The organism is Pseudonocardia tropica (assembly GCF_040105315.1).
In the GTDB taxonomy this organism is placed as follows: Bacteria; Actinomycetota; Actinomycetes; order Mycobacteriales; family Pseudonocardiaceae; genus Pseudonocardia; species Pseudonocardia alni.
In genome coordinates this window covers 407869-428200 of the sequence record NZ_JBEDNP010000004.1, presented here as the reverse complement: position 1 = coordinate 428200, position 20332 = coordinate 407869, and the positions used below count along the sequence as shown (strand labels likewise).

The 20332-nt window shown below is 76.0% G+C and carries 19 protein-coding genes and 1 rRNA gene; 12 read left to right on the top strand and 8 right to left on the bottom strand.

Features of this window, described 5'->3' with window-relative positions; genetic code table 11:
• The 3 genes from rrf to WHI96_RS09875 all read left to right on the top strand — a co-directional run.
• Positions 1–108: ribosomal RNA gene (gene rrf / locus WHI96_RS09885) — 5S ribosomal RNA — on the top strand; the annotation flags it as partial.
• A 336-nt stretch (positions 109–444) separates the two neighbouring features.
• Positions 445–846: a zf-HC2 domain-containing protein gene (locus WHI96_RS09880; protein ID WP_345653831.1), complete on the top strand. Its 402-nt coding sequence runs from the start codon at positions 445–447 to the stop codon at positions 844–846.
• Positions 847–1020: 174 nt separating this feature from the next.
• Positions 1021–1536 (top strand): Rv2732c family membrane protein, encoded by a 516-nt coding sequence (locus WHI96_RS09875; RefSeq protein WP_345653834.1) that lies wholly within the window; start codon positions 1021–1023, stop codon positions 1534–1536.
• A gap of 9 nt (positions 1537–1545) precedes the next feature.
• Here WHI96_RS09875 and WHI96_RS09870 read toward each other — a convergent pair whose 3' ends face one another.
• Together WHI96_RS09870 and WHI96_RS09865 are read right to left on the bottom strand one after the other, a co-directional pair.
• Positions 1546–2769, bottom strand: a complete 1224-nt coding sequence (locus tag WHI96_RS09870) for a glycosyltransferase (protein WP_345653837.1) — start codon at positions 2767–2769, stop codon at positions 1546–1548.
• Between the two features lie 39 nt (positions 2770–2808).
• Complete coding sequence (locus WHI96_RS09865) at positions 2809–3252, bottom strand: Lrp/AsnC family transcriptional regulator (protein ID WP_345653840.1); 444 nt, start codon at positions 3250–3252, stop codon at positions 2809–2811.
• 152 nt (positions 3253–3404) lie between these two features.
• Between WHI96_RS09865 and WHI96_RS09860 the strand changes: the two genes are divergently transcribed.
• Together WHI96_RS09860 and WHI96_RS09855 are read left to right on the top strand one after the other, a co-directional pair.
• Positions 3405–6863 carry an indolepyruvate ferredoxin oxidoreductase family protein gene (locus WHI96_RS09860; protein ID WP_345653843.1) on the top strand — a complete coding sequence of 1153 codons (3459 nt, stop codon included), beginning with the start codon at positions 3405–3407 and terminating at the stop codon, positions 6861–6863.
• Between the two features lie 64 nt (positions 6864–6927).
• On the top strand, positions 6928–9114 hold the full coding sequence (locus WHI96_RS09855) for a transglycosylase domain-containing protein (protein WP_345653846.1): 2187 nt from the start codon (positions 6928–6930) through the stop codon (positions 9112–9114).
• A gap of 118 nt (positions 9115–9232) precedes the next feature.
• Here the strand turns inward: WHI96_RS09855 and WHI96_RS09850 are convergent, their stop codons facing one another.
• Together WHI96_RS09850 and WHI96_RS09845 are read right to left on the bottom strand one after the other, a co-directional pair.
• Complete coding sequence (locus WHI96_RS09850; RefSeq protein WP_345653940.1) at positions 9233–9748, bottom strand: isochorismatase family protein; 516 nt, start codon at positions 9746–9748, stop codon at positions 9233–9235.
• A gap of 34 nt (positions 9749–9782) precedes the next feature.
• Positions 9783–10289, bottom strand: coding sequence for a MarR family winged helix-turn-helix transcriptional regulator (locus WHI96_RS09845; RefSeq protein WP_345653849.1), 507 nt, complete (start codon positions 10287–10289; stop codon positions 9783–9785).
• A 47-nt stretch (positions 10290–10336) separates the two neighbouring features.
• Here WHI96_RS09845 and WHI96_RS09840 point away from each other — a divergent pair, with 47 nt between their 5' ends.
• The 3 genes from WHI96_RS09840 to WHI96_RS09830 are packed head-to-tail and all read left to right on the top strand — an operon-like array spanning position 10337 to position 13880.
• Positions 10337–10723: a DUF5313 family protein gene (locus WHI96_RS09840; RefSeq protein WP_224401945.1), complete on the top strand. Its 387-nt coding sequence runs from the start codon at positions 10337–10339 to the stop codon at positions 10721–10723.
• A 26-nt stretch (positions 10724–10749) separates the two neighbouring features.
• Positions 10750–12627, top strand: coding sequence for a helix-turn-helix domain-containing protein (locus WHI96_RS09835; protein ID WP_349302360.1), 1878 nt, complete (start codon positions 10750–10752; stop codon positions 12625–12627).
• The gene (locus WHI96_RS09830) at positions 12624–13880 is read left to right on the top strand and encodes a kynureninase (RefSeq protein ID WP_345653855.1); all 1257 of its coding nucleotides are present in this window, start codon (positions 12624–12626) and stop codon (positions 13878–13880) included. Before WHI96_RS09835 ends, WHI96_RS09830 begins: the two co-directional genes overlap by 4 nt.
• Before the next feature lie 279 nt (positions 13881–14159).
• On the opposite strand, the gene WHI96_RS09825 is transcribed toward WHI96_RS09830, so the two are convergent.
• The 4 genes from WHI96_RS09825 to WHI96_RS09810 all read right to left on the bottom strand — a co-directional run bounded on the left by WHI96_RS09825 (position 14160) and on the right by WHI96_RS09810 (position 16724).
• Positions 14160–14393, bottom strand: coding sequence for a hypothetical protein (locus tag WHI96_RS09825; protein ID WP_345653858.1), 234 nt, complete (start codon positions 14391–14393; stop codon positions 14160–14162).
• Between the two features lie 49 nt (positions 14394–14442).
• Positions 14443–14643: a hypothetical protein gene (locus tag WHI96_RS09820; protein WP_345653861.1), complete on the bottom strand. Its 201-nt coding sequence runs from the start codon at positions 14641–14643 to the stop codon at positions 14443–14445.
• A gap of 231 nt (positions 14644–14874) precedes the next feature.
• Positions 14875–15603 (bottom strand): response regulator, encoded by a 729-nt coding sequence (locus tag WHI96_RS09815; protein ID WP_345653864.1) that lies wholly within the window; start codon positions 15601–15603, stop codon positions 14875–14877.
• Entirely contained in the window at positions 15600–16724 is a 1125-nt protein-coding gene (locus WHI96_RS09810; protein WP_345653867.1) for a sensor histidine kinase, read from the bottom strand. The genes WHI96_RS09815 and WHI96_RS09810 overlap by 4 nt, the downstream gene beginning before the upstream one ends.
• 113 nt (positions 16725–16837) lie before the next feature.
• On the opposite strand from WHI96_RS09810, the gene WHI96_RS09805 reads away from it, so the two are divergent.
• From WHI96_RS09805 to WHI96_RS09790, 4 genes are all read left to right on the top strand, one after another.
• Entirely contained in the window at positions 16838–17779 is a 942-nt protein-coding gene (locus tag WHI96_RS09805; protein WP_345653870.1) for an ABC transporter ATP-binding protein, read from the top strand.
• Positions 17776–18549: an ABC transporter permease gene (locus tag WHI96_RS09800; protein ID WP_345653873.1), complete on the top strand. Its 774-nt coding sequence runs from the start codon at positions 17776–17778 to the stop codon at positions 18547–18549. The genes WHI96_RS09805 and WHI96_RS09800 overlap by 4 nt, the downstream gene beginning before the upstream one ends.
• A 131-nt stretch (positions 18550–18680) precedes the next feature.
• Complete coding sequence (locus WHI96_RS09795; RefSeq protein WP_345653876.1) at positions 18681–20099, top strand: fatty acid desaturase; 1419 nt, start codon at positions 18681–18683, stop codon at positions 20097–20099.
• Positions 20099–20290 carry a ferredoxin gene (locus WHI96_RS09790; protein WP_345653880.1) on the top strand — a complete coding sequence of 64 codons (192 nt, stop codon included), beginning with the start codon at positions 20099–20101 and terminating at the stop codon, positions 20288–20290. Before WHI96_RS09795 ends, WHI96_RS09790 begins: the two co-directional genes overlap by 1 nt.
• Positions 20291–20332: the final 42 nt, after the last annotated feature.

The following is a 20332-nucleotide window of genomic DNA, read 5'->3' as shown; positions in this document are numbered from 1 at the left end:
CATTGCGGTAGGGAAACGCCCGGTCCCATTCCGAACCCGGTAGCTAAGCCTTCCAGCGCCGATGGTACTGCACTCGCCAGGGTGTGGGAGAGTAGGTCGCCGCCGACATTCAACTTCATGGGAGATGCCCCGGACTGTCGAGTCCGGGGCATTTCTCATTTCTGGACTCTTTTCGCGCCGCCGCGTATCGGGTCCGGGGTGTGGTCCGTCGTGGAGTTCCCCGCGCCGCCGGTGGGCCGGCGCACCTCGCATGCTTTCCTGCGACCTCGCACCCTCTGCAGGGGCTGCGAGGTCGCAGGAACGTGTGCGACGTCGAGTACCGGTGCGTGTGTGCGCCGGTGGACCGGGACGGTCGGACCCGCTCGACGGGCCTCGGGGCGCGCGGACGGAACACGGACGGGGGTCGGGTGGAACCGGACGGGCCTCGTGTACGACAGTGATGGTATGGACTGTCAGGGCTACCGCGAGGTGCTGTCCGCCCGTCTCGACGGTGAGGCGGGCGACGACGAGCGTGCGGCGGCCGAGGACCACCTCACCGGGTGCGCGTCCTGCCGTGCCTTCGCCGACGGCGCCGACCGGCTCGGCCGGCTCGCGCGCGTGGGTCCGGCCGAACCGGTCCCCGACCTCGCCGACCGGGTGCTCGCCGCGCTCGGCGTCGCCGTCCCGGCCCCGGCGCCACCGCCCCCGGCCGTCCCGCGGCTGAGCTGCCTCGACGGCGGCTGCTGCGGCGGGTCGGCGGGACCGGCCCCGGTCGGCGCCGCGACCTCGGCCTGCGGCTGTGCGAGCACCTGCGGCTGCGGCTGCCAGCAGGGCGCACCCTGCCGCTGCGCGGTGCGCGCCGCCTGACCGAGCGGTGCCGACCGCGCCGGCCGGTCCGGTGCCGCCGGGACCACCGGGCGGTGCGCGTGACGGGCTCGCCGACCGGCCCGCGGAGCCACCCGTCGGTGCGCCCGTGACCGACCGTCGTGGTGCAATGGCCGTCCCGACATCCCGGCACCAGTGTGACGACGAGGGAGCCGCATGAGCGCACCGCGCACGCCCGGCCCGGGCGCGCTGTCCCCACAGGCGACACCCGAACTCGCCGACGAGCTCACCCGCATCGCATGGCGGGTCGACCGTTGGATCGACCCCGGTCCGGCCTCGGTCGTCGCGGGGGCGGGGGTCGCCGCCGTCGTCGCCGCCCTGCTCATGCCCTGGTCCACCCGCGGCACCGGGTGGGAGGTCCTCGCCGGCCGGGCCGCGATGGGACCGCTGCCGTGGCTGTTCACCGTGGTCGCCGTCGTCGTGGTGGGGGTGTCGGTACTCGCCCTCCTGACCCGGTTCTGGCCGCTGGCCTGGACCGCGGTCGCCGTCTCCGGCGCCGGTGCGGTCACCGGGCTCTGGGCGGTGTGGTCGCGGCAGACCGCGGTCGCCGGCACCGACGACATCGGGCCGGGCCTGGTCGTCACGGTGCTCGGGGTGCTCGTGCTGTTCGGCACCTGGGCGCGGACCGTCGTCGCCTGCGGGCCGCGTGTCCCGCAGGGCCCGCCCGCCTGACCCGTCGGGTCAGGGCACGAGCGCAGGGACCCGACGCGCGGCCAGGTCCTCCAGGGCACCGACGGCGTCCTCCACCGGCGGCAGCGCCAGCATCGCGCGCTGGGCCGAGCGCGTCCGCGCCCGGACGTCGTCGTCCCCCAGGAGCCGGGTGCAGGTCGCGGCGACCTCGGCGGCGTCGGGCGTGCAGTGCGCGCCCAGCCCGAGCTCGGCGATCCGGCGGGCGTTGTGCTCCTGGTCCCCGAACTGCGGCAGCACCGCCAGCGGGACGCCGTGCCGCACGGCCTCGCGGACGCCGTTGTAGCCGCCGTGGGTCAGGAACAGGTCCGCGACCTGCAGCAGCAGCGGCTGCGGCACCCACGGCGCGGGGTGCACGTGCGCGGGCAGCGCCAGGTCGTCGACCGGCAGGCCACCGGTGGACAGCACCACCTCGGCGTCGAGCCGGGACGCCGCCTCGGCCACCGTGCGCAGTGCGGCGTGCGGGTCGACGGGAGCGCGGCGCTCGGCGCGGCCCGCCATCGCCGGCATCGCCGTCCCCAGCCCCGCGACGACCAGCTGCCGGGTCCCGGGGAGCGCGCCGACCCAGCCGGGCAGCGTCTCGCCGCGGGAGACCTGGTCGTCCTGGCGGAACGCCCGCGCCGGTGCGATCTGCGGCCCCGCCAGCGAGAACGGGGGCGGCATGCAGTCCAGCCGCCCCCACCGGTGCAGCGCTGCCGGGTCGTGCGGGGCGGCGAAGCCGAGCTCGTCGCGACGCTCCGTCAGGGCGTCGGCGACGACGTGCGGGGCGAGGACGTTGCCCGCACCCGACGGCGCCGCCACGCACGGCACCCCCAGGTGCTCGGCCACCAGGAACCCCGCGGTCTCACCGCCGTCGCGCAGCACCAGGTCCGGTGTCCCGTGCGACTCCACCAGCGCGAGCAGCGCCCGCGCCGAGCCCGTCACCTGCGGACCCGCGAACAGGGTCGGCAGCAGCGCCGTCGTCACCTCGGTCGGGGTCAGTGCCGCCAGTGCGGCGGGCCCGCCGAGCCGGGCGACGGCCGGGCCGAGGTGCTCGGCGGCGTCGGCCATCGTCGCGAACACCGGCTCGACGACCACCGGCGCACCGTCGAAGACCCCCGCGATGTCGGGCGGGCACGCCACCACGACCCGGTGGCCCGCATCGCCCAGCGCACGGGCGAAGGGGAGCACGGCCCGGCCGTGCGAGGGGGAACCGGTGACACTGCAGAGGACGAGCATCCGATCATGATCGACCCGATCGTTGCGGTAAGCAAATGATCAGGTGCGGGTCCAGCGGCCCAGCACCATCAGCGTCCGGGTCCCGGTGACCGTCCCGTTGCGCCGCAGCCGGTCGATCACCTCCTGCAGGTGCGCGAGATCGCGGACCCGGACCTGCACCAGGGCGTCGAGGTCACCGGCCAGGGTGTAGACCGCCTGCACCTCCGGCTGGCGCGACGCCGAGTCGACGATCTCCGAGACGCTCGCGGTGCCGGCGTAGCGGATCTCGCTGAACGCCTCGACCGGCCAGCCCAGCCTGGCGTGGTCGACCTGCACGGTGAACCCGGTGATCACCCCGGACTCGCGCATCCGGTCGACCCGGCGCTTGGTCGCGGCGGTGGACAGCCCAATCCGCTCGGCCATGTCGGCGTAGGTGCGGCGCGCGTCCTCGTGCAGCAACCGCAGGATCGCGTGGTCCAGGTCGTCGACCTCGGTCTCGGGCACGGCACCTCCAGCGCAACGGATCCACGTTCTCATGCTCCCGCGACGGTATCCGTTGCGTGTGCATGGCGATCACCGGCACGGGCATTGTGCCGGGGCCGTCGTCCGCGCTGTCCTGGTGCGGACGCGCCGCCCGACTCGCCGAGGAGCCGAGAATGACCGTGCTGGACGACAAGTACCTCGCCGCCCACGGTCGGGCCCCGATGAGCGGGATCCAGGCGCTCGTCCGGCTCGTGCTCGAGCAGGCCCGCCTCGACACCGCCCGCGGGTTCGACACCGCCTCGTTCGTCTCCGGCTACCAGGGCTCCCCGCTCGGTACCTTCGACGCCGAGCTCGGCCGCGCCCGTGCCCACCTCGACGCCGAGCGCGTGGTGTTCCGGCCCGGGCTCAACGAGGAGCTCGCCGCCACCGCCGTCGCCGGCACCCAGCTGCTCGACGCCGTCCCCGGCCGCCGCCACGACGGCGTCGTCGGCTGGTGGTACGGCAAGAACCCCGGCCTCGACCGGGCCGCCGACGCGATCCGGCACGGCAGCCTGGCCGGCACCGCCCGGCTCGGCGGCGCCGTCGCGATCATCGGCGACGACCCGTCCTGCAAGTCCTCCACCGTGCCCAGCTCCTGTGAGCCGATGGCGCAGTCGCTGGCGATGCCGCTGCTCGCGCCCGGCTCGGTGGCCGAGGTGATCGAGCTCGGCCTGCACGCGGTCGCGCTGTCCCGCGCCACCGGGCTCTGGACCGGCCTGAAGATCGTCGCCGACGTCGCCGACGCGTCCTGCACCGTCGACCTCGGCGCGCTGCGCCCGGAGCTGGTCGGCGTCCCGGCCCCGCCCGCCACCGACCGCGCGCAGTCGGGCCCGCTCGTCGGGCCCGCCGCCGTCGAGGCCGAGCACGACCAGCTGACCCGCAGGCTCGACCTGGCCCGCCAGTACGCCCGCGAGACCGGGCTCAACCGGATCACCTTCACCTCCCGTGCCCCGCACCTCGCCGTGCTCGCCTCCGGTACCGGCTACGCCACGGTGCTGCGCGCGTGCGAGGACCTGGGCCTGGGGGAGGCCGAGCTCGACGCGCTCGGCGTGCGCCTGATCCGCCTCGCCATGCCGTTCCCGGTCGACGCCGACGCGCTGGCCGGGCTGGTCGAGGGGTGCGCGGAGGTGCTCGTCGTCGAGGACAAGGTGCCGTTCCTGGAGGGCCACCTGCGCGACGCGCTCTACGGGCGCGACCACCGGCCCACGGTCACCGGCCGCCGCGACGAGCGCGGCCGCCCGCTGCTGACCGCCCGCGGCCAGCTCACCGCCGAGGACGTCGCCCGCGCCCTCGCCGCCCGGCTCACCGCCGCCGGGCGGACCCTGCCCGTCGCCGCGACCGCGCACCTGGAGCGCCTCGCGCCGCCGAAGCCGTCGCGGATCGGGCTGGACCTGCTCGGGAACCGGACGCCGTACTTCTGCTCCGGCTGCCCGCACAACACCTCCACCCGCACCGGCGACGACACGCTCGTCGGGGTCGGGATCGGCTGCCACGCGATGATCGCCCTCGACGGCGAGCACCGCGGCCACCGGATCGGGCTCACCCAGATGGGCGGCGAGGGCGCCCAGTGGATCGGCCTGGCCCCGTTCACCGACGACCGCACCCTCGTGCAGAACCTCGGCGACGGCACCTTCCACCACTCCGGCTCGCTCGCGATCCGCGCGGCCGTCGCCGCCGGGGTCACCATGACCTACAAGCTGCTCTACAACGACGCCGTCGCCATGACCGGCGGGCAGCGCGCCGAGGGCCGGATGACCGTCCCCGACATCACGCGCTCGCTCGCCCTGGAGGGCGTGCGCCGGATCGTCGTCACCACCGACAGCCCGCGTGACTACCGCGGCATCGCCCTCGACCCGATCGCGAGCGTCCGCCACCGCGACGAGCTGCCCGCGGTCGAGGAGGAGCTGAAGGCCCTCGACGGCGTCACCGTCCTGATCCACGACGACCGCTGCGCGGCCGAGGAGCGCCGCCTGCGCAAGCGCGGCAAGCTGCCCGCCCCGGCCGAGAAGGTGCTGATCAACGAGCGGGTCTGCGAGGGCTGCGGCGACTGCGGCGAGAAGTCCACCTGCCTGTCGGTGCTGCCGGTGGAGACCGAGTTCGGCCGCAAGACCACCATCCACCAGGCGTCCTGCAACACCGACTACTCCTGCCTCAAGGGCGACTGCCCGTCGTTCCTCACCGTGGTGCCCGGCACCCGGCCCCGGCGGGAGATCCCGGCGCTGCCGGTCACGCTCGTCGACCCCGAGCCGCGGGTCGACCCGGACGCGACCCTGATCCGGATGCCCGGCATCGGCGGCACCGGCGTCGTCACCGCCTCGGCGATCCTGCAGATGGCCGCCCACCTCGACGGGCTGTTCGCCGCCGGTCTGGAGCAGGTCGGACTCGCGCAGAAGGGCGGCCCGGTCGTCTCCGACGTCCGGATCTCCAAGCAGCCCCACCACGGGATCCTGCGCGCCTCCCGCGGCACCGCGGACGTGCTGATCGGTCTGGACCTCGTCGGCACCGCCTCCGACGCGACACTCGCGGTCGCCCGGCCCGGGCACACCGTCGCCGTCGTCAACACCTCGCTCGTCCCGACCGCGGCCATGGTCACCGGCCGCGTCGTGCTGCCCGGCTCCACCGACGACGCCGTCGAGCGGATCGGCGCGGTCACCCGGGACCTGCTCGCCGTCGATGCCCAGGCGCTGTCCGAGGCGCTGTTCGACGACCACCTCCCGACCACCGTGCTGCTGCTCGGCGCCGCCTACCAGCACGGGGTGCTCCCGGTGTCGGCCGAGGCGCTGGAGGAGGCGATCCGGGTCAACGGCGTGGCCGTGGAGACCACGCTGACCGCGTTCCGCTGGGGCCGGGCCGCCGCGATCGACGCCGCCGCCGTGCGCCGCGCGCTCGTCGCGCCGCAGCCGGCCCCGGTCGCCGTCGACGAGGCGTCCGCGGCGCTGGCCCGCTCGGTCGCCGCGGGCACCGGGCTCGCCGACGTGCTCGCCACCCGCATCGCCGACCTCACCGGCTACCAGGACGCCGCCTACGCCCACCGCTACGCCGAGGAGGTCCGCCGGGTCGCGGCCGTCGCCGCCGCGCGGGCGGGGGACGCCGCCGCGGAGCGCGTCGGCGCCGCCTACGCTCGCGGCCTGCACCGGCTCATGGCCTACAAGGACGAGTACGAGGTCGCCCGCCTGCACCTGGACCCGGTGGAGACCGCCCGCCGCGACGCCGCGTTCGGTCCCGGCGCCCGGGTGTCGGTGATGCTGCACCCGCCGGTGCTGCGGGCGCTGGGGATGAACCGCAAGATCGCCCTCGACGGACGGCTGGCGGCACCCGCGTTCCGGGCGCTGCGCGCGGCCCGGCGGCTGCGCGGCACCCCGCTGGACGTGTTCGGCCGTGCCGGGGTCCGCCGCGTGGAGCGCGAGCTGGTGGGGGAGTACCAGGGGCTGGTCCGCTCCGCGCTCGACCGGCTCGAGGATGACACCGTGGACGGTGTGGTCGCCGTCGCCGAGACCGCGGAGCTGGTGCGCGGCTACGAGGACGTCAAGCTCGGCAACGTCGAGCGGTTCCGCGAGCAGGCCCGGGCCGCGCTCGCCGCCCTGACCGGCTGACTCTCAGCGACTCGCGCGGCCGGGTCTCAGGCGCGCCTCAGCGTTGCAGCGCACAATCGGGCGCGTGGGGGAACGCCTGATCGCGCAGCACTGGAACGACCGTCTCCGGCAGACCCGCACCCCGAGGCGGTGGCGCCGCCCGGACCCGTCGGTGCTGCGGCGGCTCGGACTCGGGATCCTGGCCGGCGGGCTCGTCCTCGCCGGGTGCTCGGCGCCCGCCGCGGTCGGCGTCGCCGCGGTCGCCTCCGTCGTGCCGCCGGGTACGACCGGTGACCTGCCGAGCGCCGCGGCGCTGCCCGCGGCGACCGTCCTCACCGACCGCGACGGCACCCCGATCGCCCACCTCGACGAGCAGTACCGCATCCCCGTGTCCTACGACCGGATCGCCCCGGCGATGGTCGCCGCGATCGTCGACGTCGAGGACCGCCGGTTCTTCGACGAGTCCGGGGTGGACCCCGTCGGCACCCTGCGCGCGCTGGTCACCGACGCCGCGGGCGGCGCGGTGCAGGGCGGGTCCACCATCACCCAGCAGTACGTGAAGAACTGGCTGATCGACGTCGTCGACCGCGACGACCCCGCCGCCCGGCGGGCCGACCACGCCGACACCCCGACCCGCAAGATCCGCGAGGCGGTGCTCGCCCAGCGCCTGGCGCACGGCACGTCCAAGCAGGACGTGCTCGCCGGCTACCTGAACACCGTCGAGTTCACCGGCAACGTCTACGGCGTCGAGGCCGCGGCGCAGGCCTGGTTCGGTACCGATGCCGCACACCTCACGGTCCCGCAGGCCGCGCTGCTCGCGGGCGCGGTCAACAACCCCACCCTGTTCGACCCGTTCCGCCACCCGCAGGCCGCGACCGACCGGCGGAACACGGTGATCGGGGCGATGCGCGCCGCCGGGTCGATCAGCCCCGAGCAGGCCGACGCGGCCCTCGCGGCGCCGCTCGGTGTGCGTCCCGGCGGGCCGCAGGTCCCCGGGCACAACTGCTACGGCGCCACCGACGGCGCCGGGTTCCTCTGCGAGTACGCGGTGTCCGAGCTGGAGCGGGCCGGGTTCACCGAGCAGCAGCTCGACACCGGCGGCTACACGATCCGCACCACCCTCGACCCGGCCGCGACCGCGTCGGCGCAGCAGGCGGTCGACGCGAACGTGCCGCGCACCCAGGACGGCGTCGCCGACACCCTGGCGCTGATCCGGCCCGGGCACGGCGACGCGGCCACCGGCGACCACCAGATCCTCGCCATGGTCGCCAACCGGCGGCCCGGGACCGACGCCGCGGCCGGCGACACCACCCGCGACCTCGTCGCCGCGCCGTCGAACGTCTTCGGCGCCGGGTCCACCTTCAAGATCTTCACGACGGCCGCGGCGCTGGAGGCGGGCACCGTCGGCTACGACAGCACGCTGCCCGACCCGGCCTCGGCGTGCTTCCCCGGCGCCGGGACCGGCTGCTACCCGGTCGCCAACGACACGCCGGGCTATCCGGACCCGATCCCGCTGCCCGTCGCGCTCGCGACCTCACCGAACACCGCGTTCGTCGACCTGGAGGAGCGCACCGGCATCTCCCGGGTCGTGGACATGGCGCGCCGGCTCGGGCTGCGCGACACCCTGGCGTCGAACGCGGCGGGCGGGACACCGGACCCGTCGTCGCCGGACGCGCGGCTCTCCCGGCCGCAGTCGGCCTTGTTCGCCGACCTGCCGTCGTTCACCCTCGGGGTCAGCCCGGTGTCCACCCTGGAGATGGCGAACGTGACCGCGACCGTCCAGAGCGACGGCGTGTGGTGCGCCCCGGACGCCGTGCTGTCGGTGACCGACCGCGACGGCGCCCCGGTGCCGGTGAACCGGCCCGCCTGCGAGCAGGGGGTCGCCCCGGGGATCGCGCACACCCTGGCCGCCGGGCTCGGCGGTGACACCGTGACCGGCACGTCCGCGGCCGCGGCCCGTGCCGCGGGCTGGACCCACCCCACCATCGGCAAGACCGGCACCACGAACTCCTCGGAGTCGGTGGCGTTCGTGGGCGCCACCGGCGGCATCGACGGCGTCGCGGGGTCCTCGATGGTCTTCGCCGACGGCCCCGAGCCGTCCGAGATCTGCCCCGGTACGCCGGTCCACCTGGGCGACTGCGGGCACGGCGCCTTCGGCGGGACGGTCGCGGCGCCGCCGTTCCTCGCCGCCGTCGAGCCGCTGGTCGCCGGCCGGGCCGACGTGCCGCTGCCCGACCCCGACCCGGACTACCTGCATCCCCGCAACGGGTAGCCCGCGCCGGTCAGCGACGGGGCGCGAGCAACCGGGCCGCGAGCAGCGCCCCGGCCCGGCCCGCGGCCGCTCCGGCAGCGGCCACGCTCCCGTCGGAACCCGTGCAGGGGCCGGCGACCTACCTCAGGAGCTTCTGGACCTCGCGGAAGCGCGGATGCGTGGCGTCCCGCAGCCACTCGAACAGCACCATCTCCGAGCTGACGATCTCGGCCCCGGCCGCGCGGGCCCGCTGCAGCGCCAACTGCTCGTCCTCGACGAACCGTGAGCCGACCGCGTCGGCGACGACCACCACCCGGCGGTCGTCGGCGAGCAGCTCCAGCACGGTCTGCAGCACGCAGACGTGCGCCTCCACCCCGGCGACGACGATCTCGCTGCGGCCGGGCGGGAACAGCACACCGTCGTCGGCGGCGAAGCGGGTCTTGGGCATGACCAGGTGCGGCAGGCCGGCGAGCCGCTCGACGGTCGGTCCCAGCTTCTCCGGGACCTGTTCGGTGGCCAGCACCGGGACCTCGAGCAGGGTCGCGGCCTCGGCGAGCCGGGCGGCACGGGCGACGACCCGCTCGCCGTCGTGCATCGCGGGGACCAGGCGCTCCTGCAGATCGACCAGGAGCAGGACGGCGTTGCCTGCGCTCATCAACACGCCCCCGACGGTACGGGTACCGCCGTCGTCAGCCCCGCGACGCGTCGATCACCCGGTCCAGCACCGCCCGCAGCTCCTCCAGCTCGGGCAGCGGCATCCCGAGCCGCTCCACGATCGCCGGCGGGATCGCCTCGGCCCGCGCGCGCAGCGCCCGGCCGGCGTCGGTGAGGGAGACCGCCATCGTCCGCTCGTCGCCGGGGACCCGGCGGCGGTCGACCAGCCCGGCCGCCTCCAGCCGCTTGAGCAGCGGCGACAGCGTGCCCGGGTCGAGGGCGAGCGCGCGGGCCAGCTCACCCAGCGAGCGGGGGGAGCCCTCCCAGAGTGCGAGCATCACCAGGTACTGCGGGTGGGTCAGGCCCATCGGCTCGAGCAGCGGCCGGTAGAGCGCGATGACGTTGCGGGCCGCGACGGCGAGGGCGAAGCAGACCTGACGGTCGAGCCGCAGCAGGTCCCCGCCGGTGTCGCCGTCGGTCGCGGCACCGTCACCCGTGTCACCGTCACGCGTGTCACCCTCGTCCGGGGATGCGCTCGCCATGACGGACATCGTACATTGTTGGTGCACCAAGAATTGGGGGACCAACTGTGAACGAGCGGCCGAACCCACTGCGGTGGCTGGCCTACGTCTACGGCGCCGGGCTGCCCGCCCGGCACCGCGGCTGGGTGCTGCACGACGTCACGACCCGGACCTGGCAGCTGCGCCACCTCGTGCGCACCACCGTGCAGCTGCTGCCGGTCGGGGTGCTGCTGTACCTGCTCATCCCCGGCCCCGTGTACGTCCGGGCACTGTCGGTGCTGGCCGGGGCCATCCTCGGCTACTTCTACTCGGTGGCCTACATGTACGAGTCCGCCGAGCACCGCGTCGCGAAGGCCGGGTACCCGGTCGGGCACGCCGCGGCCGTGCGGGAGCAGGCCGACGCGGGGAATCGGGACGCGGCCCGGGAGCGCTACGAGCGGCGCTGGCGCGGCTGAGCCCGGGCGCACGGCAGGATGGACGCGTGCGCACCGTCCTCGACCTGCTCCGGCTGCTGGCCGACCGGGCCGACGGCGATGCCCGCGACGGTGAGCTGGACCGCGTCGTCGCGGAGCTGGCGGCCTCCGAGCCGGAGGCCGGCGCGCTGACCCTGCGGGTGCGGGCGGCGATGGACGCCGGGCGCCGCCGCGAGTCCGAGCTCGCCGCGCTGGTCGGCATCGCCCGCGACCTCGCCTCGGAGCCCGACCCCGGCTCGGTGCTGCAGGCGATCGTGCGCCGGGCCCGCGGGCTGCTCGGCACCGACATCGCCTACCTGACCCTGCACGACCCCGAGCGCGGGGACACGTTCATGCGGGTCACCTCCGGGTCGGTCTCGCACCGCTTCCAGTCGCTGCGGCTCCCGCTCGGGGCCGGGCTGGGCGGTCTCGTCGCGGCCAGCCGCACCCCGCACTGGACCGGCCGCTACGCCGGCGACGGCCGCTACCGGCACACCGAGGAGATCGACACCGCGGTCGCCGAGGAGGGCATCGTCGGCATCTGCGGCACCCCGCTGCTGGTCGACGACGAGTTCGTCGGCGTCCTGTTCGCCGCCAACCGGTCCGCCCGGCCCTTCACCGCCGAGGACGTCGCCCTGCTCGGCTCGCTGGCCGCGCTCGCCGCGGTGTCGCTGGTGCAGACCCGCCGCCTCGCCGACACCGCCACCACGCTGCGCGAGCTGCGTGGTGCGCACGCCGCGATCGCCGAGGCCGCCGACGCCCACGACCGGTTCGCCGGGGTCGTCCTGGAGGGCGGCGACGTCGGCGACATCGCCGAGGCGCTCGGCAGGCTGCTCGGCGGGTGGGTCACGGTGCTCGACGGCGACGGGGCCACCGCCGCGGCGCACGGCCCGGTCCCGCCCGGCCTGGACGCCCGCGCCGCGCTGCGCCGCGCCGGGGCGCGCGACGGCGCCGGGCGCCCGGTGCCGGTGCCGTGCGCCGGCGGCGTCTGGGTGACCGCGGTGATCGCCGGTGGTCAGCGCCTCGGGACGCTGCTGCTCGGCGGGCTCGGCGCCGGGGACCCCCTGACCCCCGGCCAGGTCCACACCGTGGAGCGGGCGGCGATGGTCACGGCGCTGGTGCTGCTGTTCGCCCAGCGCGCCGACGAGGCCGACCGGCTCGACCGCGCCGACGCCCTCACCGAGCTCCTCGCCGCGTCCGGGGCCCCGCGACCGACGACGCTGACCCGGCTCGCCGCGCTCGGGGTGTCGCCCCGGCGGCCGCACGTGCTGCTGGTCTGCCGCTGCCACCCCGCCCGGCGACGGGCGCTGGCCCGGGAGGCGGCCGCGCTCGGCGGCCGTTCCGGGCTGGTCGGCGAACGGGACGGCGCGGTGGTCGTGCTGCTGCCCGGCACCGACCCCGCCGCGGCCGGTGCCCGGCTCGCGCGGCCGGCGTCGGAGCAGGACCCCGACGGGGCGGTGACGGTCGGCGGCGTCGGCCCGCTGCACCCGGCCGACGGCGCGGACGCCGCGCTGGCCGAGGCCCGTCGCTCGGCGGAGGCGCTGGTCGCGCTGGACCGGGAGGGGGAGTGCGCGTCGGCGTCGGACCTCGGGTTCGCCGGGCTGCTGCTCGGCGAGCGCCCGGACGTCGCCGGGTACGTGCGCGGCATCCTCGGGCCCGTCGCCGAGCACGACGCGCGCCGCGGCAGCGAGCTGCTGCGCACCCTGGAGGCCTACTACGCCGCCGGCGCCAGTCCGACCCGGGCCGCGGCGGCGCTGCACGTGCACGTCAACACCGTGGCCCAGCGGCTCGACCGGGTCGCGTCGCTGCTGGGCCCGCGCTGGCAGGACCCGGACCGCGGGCTGGAGCTGCAGCTCGCGCTGCGGCTGCACCGGCTGGGCACACCGCGAACGGAGGGGACACCGTGACCGACCGCCGTACCGACCCGACCACCGACCGCAGCACCGACCTCACGACCGTCGCGGCGGGGCTCGACGCCGAGGACCCGCTCGCCGGGTACCGCGACCGGTTCCTGCCCGCCGACGGCGTCGTCGCCTACCTCGACGGGAACTCCCTCGGCCGCCCGCTGCGGGCGACGGCCGAGCGCATGGAGCGGTTCGTGCGCGCGGACTGGGGCACCCGGCTGATCCGCGGCTGGGACGAGGGCTGGGTCGACCGGCCGCGCAGCCTGGGGGACCGGATCGGGTCGGCCGCGCTCGGCGCCGCGCCGGGGCAGGTCGTCGTCGCCGACTCCACGACCGTGCTGCTCTACAAGCTGGCCCGGGCCGCCGTCGACCAGCAGGCGGCGGCGGGGCGCCGCGAGATCGTCGTGGACACCGACAACTTCCCGACCGACCGTTACGTGCTCGAGGGCATCGCCGCCGAGCGCGGCGCGGTCCTGCGGTGGATCACCTCCGACCCGGCGGCGGGCGTGACGCCCGAGCAGGTCGCGGCCGTCGTCGGGCCGGACACGGCGCTGGTGCTGCTGTCCCACGTCGCCTACCGCTCCGGGTTCCTCGCCGACGCGCCCGCGATCACCCGGACCGCCCACGACGCGGGTGCCCTGGTGCTCTGGGACCTCTCGCACTCGGTCGGGTCGGTCCCGGTCCGGCTCGACGCCTGGGGCGCCGACCTCGCCGTCGGCTGCGGCTACAAGTACCTGGGCGGCGGGCCGGGCGCACCGGCGTTCGGCTACCTCGCCGCCCGGCACACCACGACGCTGCGCCAGCCGATCACCGGCTGGTTCGGCCACCGCGCGCCGTTCGCGATGGGCCCCGGCCACGAACCGGCGCCCGACGTGCGCGCCCTGCTGTCCGGCACCCCGCCGGTGCTGGCGTCGGTGCCGCTGGAGTGCGGTGTGGAGCTGCTGGAGCAGGCCGGGATCGACGCCGTCCGCGCCAAGTCGGTGCGGCTCACCAGGTTCGCCCTCGACCTCGCCGACACCCTGCTCGCCCCGCACGGCGTCACCGTGGCCTCACCGCGCGACCCGGACCGCCGCGGCGGGCACGTCACGCTGCGCCGCGAGGACTTCGCGCAGGTCAACGCCCGGCTGTGGGAGCGGGGGGTCATCCCGGACTTCCGGGCCCCGGACGGCATCCGGATCGGGCTGGCGCCGCTGTCGACCTCGTTCGCCGAGGTCCTCGCCGGGATGACCGCGCTCGCCGAGGAGGTCGCCCGGTGAGCGACGACGGGACGAGCACCCGGGTGCCGGTCGCGCAGCACCCCCGCAGCCGCCCCGAGCACCACGACGACTGTTCATCGTCGAGCACCGGACCTCGGAGCTGTGGCTGAAGCCGGTCCTGCACGAGCTGGGCAGCGCACCCTCGCCGAGCAGTGGTCGGCGACGCCGTCGGGGTACGTGCAGGTCCGCGGCCCGCTCGCACCTCGTGCTCCACGCCGTGCCGACGGCGATGCAGCGGGCCCTCACGGCGCCTGCGCGCCCCGCCGCGCGGGTGCCGGCTCAGTCGGTCGGGGCGTCGACCCCGGTCCCGGCGTCGTCCGGCTCCCCGGCGCCCCCGACCGGTTCCGCCTCGGCCGCGCCCTCGGACGTCGTGTCCGCGGACTCCGCGCGGTCGGCCTCGGTGTCACCGGCGTCGATCCGCTGGCCGAGCACCCGTTCCTCGAGCTCGTCGAGCGCGCGTTCCGGGTCGATCGGGGGACTCGCGCGGCCGGTGTCGTTCTCGTCGTCGCTCATCCGACGGGGATACCCGGACGCACGGGTGCCCATTCCGGGCGCGGGAGGCTCAGAGCCCGACGGTCGGCTGGTCCAGGCGGACCCGGGCCAGACGCTCCACCAGCTCGGGCAGCGCGCCCACCGGACTGCCGCGCAGATCGTCACAGGCCTGTGCGACGGCGGCGACCACGGCGTCCCGGCTGATGGCCGGGCCGAGTTCGTCGAGCAGCCGGCTGACCGCGTCGGTGGCCAGGGCGAGGTCCGGCGTCACCCCAGGCCACCGGCGGCCCGGCGGCAGGTGCACGTCCGACGGCGACACGAACGGAGCCCGGAACGGATACCCATCTGCGTGTCGGTCATGACGATCCTTCCGTCGGTCTCCACTCGGCCGAGGGGTGGTTACCCCGGGAACGGGTACCTCAATCGCGTCGGGACGGGTGAAACCGCGACCCGCCGCTGGTCGGGGAGGACACCACCGCCGCACCGCCGTCGGACGACCGAGTCAGGCCCGGTCCCGTCCGCCCCGTCCCCGCGGCGGGTCGAGCAGGCCGTGGTGCAGGGCCCGCAGGACCGCGCGGGTCCGGTCCCGCGTCCCCAGCTTCGCCAGCACGCTGGACACGTGGTTCTTCACCGTGCCCTCCGCCAGCACGAGGACCTGCGCGATCTCCCGGTTGCTGTGCCCGGCCGCGAGCAGCCGCAGCACCTCGACCTCGCGGGCCGACAGGTCCTGCGGGGCGAGACCGGACACGTCGTCGGACGGGGGCGGGCCCTCGCGCACCGCCCGCAGCAGCCGGTCGGTGACGGCCGGGCTGATCAGGGTGCCACCGCCGGCGAGGGTCCGCACCGCACCGACGAGCTGGTCCAGGGTCACGTCCTTGAGCAGGTAGCCGCGGGCCCCGGCGCGCAGCGCGGACAGGACCAGCTCGTCGTCGTCGAAGGTGGTGAGGACGAGCACCGGCACGTCGAGCCCGCGCGAGCGCAGCTCGGCCAGCGCCCACAGCCCGTCGTGACGCGGCATGCGCAGGTCCAGCAGCACCACGTCCGGGTCGTGCTCGGCGACGGCGGCCACCCCCTCCGCGCCGTCCCCGGCCTCGGCGACGACCTCGACGCCACCGGCCAGGCCGAGGAGCCCGCGGATGCCGTGGCGGACCAGGGTCTGGTCGTCGACGAGCACGACCCGGACCGTCCCGGCCCCCGGTCCGGCACCGCCCGGGTCCGCACCGGCCCTCACGGCAGCACCGCGGTCACGGCGAAGCCGCGCGGTGCGGCCGGGCCCCAGTCGACCGACCCGCCGAACGCCCCGGCCCGCTCGGCCAGGCCGCGCAGCCCGTTCCCGGGGACCGCGCCGGCGGCGGCACCCCGGCCGTCGTCGCGGGCGGACAGCCGCAGGCCGCCGCCGGGGACGGGGGACAGGTCGATCCACACGGTGTCGGCGTCGCCGTGCCGGATGGCGTTGGTGAGGATCTCCTGCACGCAGCGGACCACCGCGACGGTGCGCTCCTCGTCGGCGGCGACCCCGTCGGCGACGCGCACGTGCACCACCGGGCGGGGCAGCTGCTCGCCGATCCGCTCCAGGGTGGCGGCCAGGTCGGGGGCGCGGCTGCGCAGCTGCCCGACGGTCGTGCGGACGTCGGCGAGCAGGTCGCCGGCCAACGCGCGGGCCCGCGCGACGTGCCCGCCCGGGTCGTCGCCGGTGTGCGTCGCGATCTCCAGCTCCAGGGCGAGCGCGGTGAGCTGGTGCCCGACGAGGTCGTGCAGCTCCCGGGAGATCCGCAACCGCTCCTGGGCCCGGCTGGTCTCGGCGAGCGCGGCGCCCGCGGCCGCGAGCTCGGCGTGCGCGGCGGCGAGGCGTCGTCGCGACGCCTCCTCGCGGTGCAGCGCCACGATGAGCAGCACCGAGGCGCTCTGCAGCAGCAGGTAGATCGCGCCGGTGACGGCCGCGACCTGCACCGACCCGCCCGCGACCAGCGCCGCCGCCGCGGCCACCCCGACGTTGCCGACGACGATCGCGGCGGTCACCGGGCGCCGCAGGTGGTAGGTGGAGACGGACGCGGTGACGACCAGGAAGATCGGCAGCCAGCCGAACTGCGCGCCGAGCAGGACCAGCGACGCCGAGGCGAGCACCATCAGCGCGAGCAGCGCGCGGACCGCGACCACCCCGACGACCTCGTCCAGCCAGCCCCCCACCACCAGCGCGAGGAGGAACACGGCGTAGGCGGCCCACCACAGCCACGGTGGGCCGAGGGGGCTCGCGACCCCGGCGGCCTGCTCCAGCGCCACCGGGACGGCGAGGATGCCGCACAGGGCGGTCATGATGAGCCCGGCCACGACGTTCGGGTCGATCCGGCGCATACCGGACACGGTAGGGCACGGTGCGGCGCGGGCACCGGTGCCGGAAGTCATGGCCCGGGGTCACGACGTCCGGCACTGACCCCGGACCCCGTCCGGCCGCCACCGTGGACGGCATGGATGCGATCGAGGTGCACCGGCTGCACAAGCGCTACGGCGACACGGTGGCCGCCGACGGGGTCGACCTGTCGGTGCCCGCGGGGTCGGTCGTCGGGCTGCTCGGACCCAACGGTGCCGGCAAGACGACGACCGTCGAGTGCGTCGCGGGACTGCGGGTCCCCGACTCCGGCACGGTGCGGGTGCTCGGGCTCGACCCGCGCCGCGACCGCCGCGCCGTGCGTGCGGTCCTGGGGGTGCAGCTGCAGGAGGCGGCCCTGCACGACATGCTCACGGCCGCCGAGCTCGTGCGCCTGCACCGGTCCCTGCACCGCACCGGTCGGGACCCGGCGGAGCTGCTCGACGCGGTCGGGTTGTCCGCGCAGGCCGGGACCCGCTTCGACCGGCTCTCCGGCGGCCAGGCGCAGCGCCTGTCGGTGGCGCTCGCGCTGGTCGGGGCACCCCGGGTGGTGGTCCTCGACGAGCTGACCACCGGCCTGGACCCGGCGTCCCGGGAGACCGTGCTCGACCTGGTGCGCGACCTCGCCGGCGACGGTGTCGCGGTGCTGCTGGTCAGTCACCGGATGGACGAGGTCGAACGGCTCTGCGACCGGGTGCTGCTGCTCGACGCCGGCCGGGTCGTCGCCGACGCGAGCCCGGCCGGGCTCGTCGCGGCCGCCGGGCTCGGGGAGTACGTCCGGTTCCGGACCGACTCCGGGTTCGACCGGGCGGCACTGCTCGCCCTGCCCGGTGTCGCGGAGGTCTCGCGGGTCGGGCACGAGGTCACCGTGACCGGCGGGGGCGGGCTCCTCGGACCGGTCGGTGCCGAGCTCGTCCGGCAGGGCGTCGTCGCCACCGGGCTGCGTGCGGAGCGCCCCGGCCTCGACGAGGCGTTCCTGGCGCTCACCGGGCACCGGGGCCGCGAGGACCGCCCGGCGACGGCGCCGGAGGTGGCGGCGTGAACGCCCCGGTCCGGTCCGGGCTGCCGCTCGCCGGGTGGCGGGCGCTCGTCGCCGCCGAGCTCAGGATGGTCGCCCGGGACACCGCGGGCCTGGTGGTCCCGCTGGTGCTGCCGCTGCTGATCCTGGTGATGGTCGGCGCGACGGCGCCGGACCTGCCCCCGGACGTGCTCGGCGGCCGCTCGGTGGTGGAGGTCGTCGGGCTCCCGATCGCGATCGCCACGGTGCTCGCCCTGGTCGGCATGGTGAACGTGCCGAGCTTCGTGGCGGCCTACCGGCGCAGCGGGGTGCTGCGCCGGCTCGGGGTCACCCCGGCGGGCCCGGCGCCGGTACTGGTCGCGCAGGCGGTGGTCGGCGTCGGGCAGGTCGCGGCCGGTGTCGGCGTCGCGCTGGCGGTCGCGGTGCCGGCGTTCGGTGCTCGGATGCCCGCCGCGCCGTGGACGGCGCTGGGCGGGCTGGTCCTGGCCACGGCGGCGTTCTTCGCGGTGGGGGCGCTGGTCGCGGCGCTGGCCCCGACGGCGAACGCGGCCGTCGCGGGCGGGGTCCTGCTGTTCTTCGGCACCGGGCTGCTCGGCGGCATGTTCGGCGACCCGCGGAGCCTGCCCGGCCCGCTCGCCGAGATCGGCCGGACCCTGCCCTACGGCGCGACGTCGGAGCTGCTCGGGACGGCGTGGCGCGGGGTCCCGCCGGACACCGGCGCCGTCGTCGGGCTGGTCGTCGCGGTGCTGGTCGGCGCGGTGGGCGCGATCCGGTTGTTCCGCTGGGACCGCTGAGGAGGGCCCCGTTCGGTCCGCGGGACCGAACGGGGCGCCGATCTTCGGTCCCGACGACCGAGGAATCGCGGGCCGATCTCCCTAACGTCCGCTCACAACATCCCGTCAGAGCCGACGCGAGGAGGAGCCCGATGCGGACCTACGCACTGTCCGAACCGGTGAACGGTGAACACACCTGGCACGACGGCAAGCGCTACGCCTGGCTGCTGGGCCTGCTGGTCCCGGTCCTGCCGTTCCTCGCGATCGGTCTGCACCTGGCCACCGGCTGGTCGGTGGCGCTGTGGCTGGGTCCGATCGTCGTGCTCGGCATCGTCCCGACGATCGACCTGTTCGCGGGCAAGGACCCGACGAACCCGCCGGACGAGGTGATGGAGGAGCTGGAGGAGGACCGCTACTACCGCTGGGTCACCTACGCCTACCTCCCGCTGCAGTACGCGGGCCTGTTCGCCGGGATGTCCTACATCGCCACGGCCGGGGCGCCGGTCGTCGGCGACATCGGTCTCGCGGTCACGCTCGGCACCGTCGCCGGCGTCGCCATCAACACCGCCCACGAGCTGGGCCACAAGCGCGAGGACGTGGAGCGCTGGGCCGCCAAGATCGCGCTCGCCCCGGCGTTCTACGGCCACTTCTACGTCGAGCACAACCGCGGCCACCACGTGCGCGTCTCCACCCCGGACGACCCGGCATCGGCCCGGATGGGCGAGAGCTTCTACCGGTTCTGGCCGCGCACCGTGTTCGGGTCGCTGACCAGCGCCTGGCGCCTGGAGCGCAAGCGCTACGCCCGCCGCGACCGGCACCCGTTCCGGATCGGCAACGACGTCCTCAACGCCTGGCTGATGTCGGTGCTGCTGTGGGGCGCGATCATCGCGCTGTTCGGCTGGGGCGTGCTGCCCTACCTGCTGGTCCAGGCCGTCTTCGGGTTCACCCTGCTCGAGCTGGTGAACTACATGGAGCACTACGGGATGCTGCGCCAGAAGGTCGGCCCGCCGGACCGCCGCCGCTACGAGCGCGTGCTGCCCGAGCACTCCTGGAACTCCAACAACATCGCCACCAACGTGCTGCTCTACCACCTGCAGCGACACTCCGACCACCACGCGAACCCGGTCCGCCGGTTCCAGACGCTGCGCGACTTCCCGGAGGCCCCGGTCCTGCCGACCGGCTACACCGGGATGATGCTGGCCGCGACCGTCCCGCCGGTGTTCCGCCGGCTGATGGACCCGCTGGTGGTGGCCCACTACGACGGCGACCTGCGCTACGCCAACCTGCAGCCCGGCAAGCGCGAGACGCTGCTCGCCGCGTACCCGCCGCCCGCCGACCCGACACCGGTCGCCGACACCGCCGCCGACGTCACCCGTCGCGCGCAGAGCGACGCCGTCACCGCGGCCCGCTGCCCCGGCTGCGGCCACACCTACGAGGTCGCCGCGGGCAACGAGGCCGAGGGCTTCCCGGCGGGCACGCCGTGGTCGCAGATCCCCGACGACTGGTGCTGCCCGGACTGCGGGGTCCGCGAGAAGGTCGACTTCGTCGCGCTGACCACCGAGGAGGTCTGATGCGCATCGTCGCCGACCTCGACTCCTGCCAGGGCATCGGGATGTGCGAGGCCATGGCCGACGGCTGGTTCGAGGTGGGGGAGGACGACGTGGTCGTCGTCCGCGACGAGCACCCGCCCGAGTCCGAGCGGGCCCACGTGGACGCCGCCGTCCGCGCCTGCCCCGCCCGCGCACTGGCCCTGGAGAACTGAGCACCGGGCCGCGACGCCCGCCCGGCACCGGATCCCCGGAGC

Coding starts and splice junctions, on each gene's coding strand:
- WHI96_RS09880 (WP_345653831.1), top strand. CDS start 445: ATGGACTGTCAGGGCTACCGCGAGGTGCTGTCCGCCCGTCTCGACGGT.
- WHI96_RS09875 (WP_345653834.1), top strand. CDS start 1,021: ATGAGCGCACCGCGCACGCCCGGCCCGGGCGCGCTGTCCCCACAGGCG.
- WHI96_RS09870 (WP_345653837.1), bottom strand. CDS start 2,769: ATGCTCGTCCTCTGCAGTGTCACCGGTTCCCCCTCGCACGGCCGGGCC.
- WHI96_RS09860 (WP_345653843.1), top strand. CDS start 3,405: ATGACCGTGCTGGACGACAAGTACCTCGCCGCCCACGGTCGGGCCCCG.
- WHI96_RS09850 (WP_345653940.1), bottom strand. CDS start 9,748: ATGAGCGCAGGCAACGCCGTCCTGCTCCTGGTCGATCTGCAGGAGCGC.
- WHI96_RS09845 (WP_345653849.1), bottom strand. CDS start 10,289: ATGGCGAGCGCATCCCCGGACGAGGGTGACACGCGTGACGGTGACACG.
- WHI96_RS09825 (WP_345653858.1), bottom strand. CDS start 14,393: ATGAGCGACGACGAGAACGACACCGGCCGCGCGAGTCCCCCGATCGAC.
- WHI96_RS09810 (WP_345653867.1), bottom strand. CDS start 16,724: ATGCGCCGGATCGACCCGAACGTCGTGGCCGGGCTCATCATGACCGCC.
- WHI96_RS09805 (WP_345653870.1), top strand. CDS start 16,838: ATGGATGCGATCGAGGTGCACCGGCTGCACAAGCGCTACGGCGACACG.
- WHI96_RS09795 (WP_345653876.1), top strand. CDS start 18,681: ATGCGGACCTACGCACTGTCCGAACCGGTGAACGGTGAACACACCTGG.
- WHI96_RS09790 (WP_345653880.1), top strand. CDS start 20,099: ATGCGCATCGTCGCCGACCTCGACTCCTGCCAGGGCATCGGGATGTGC.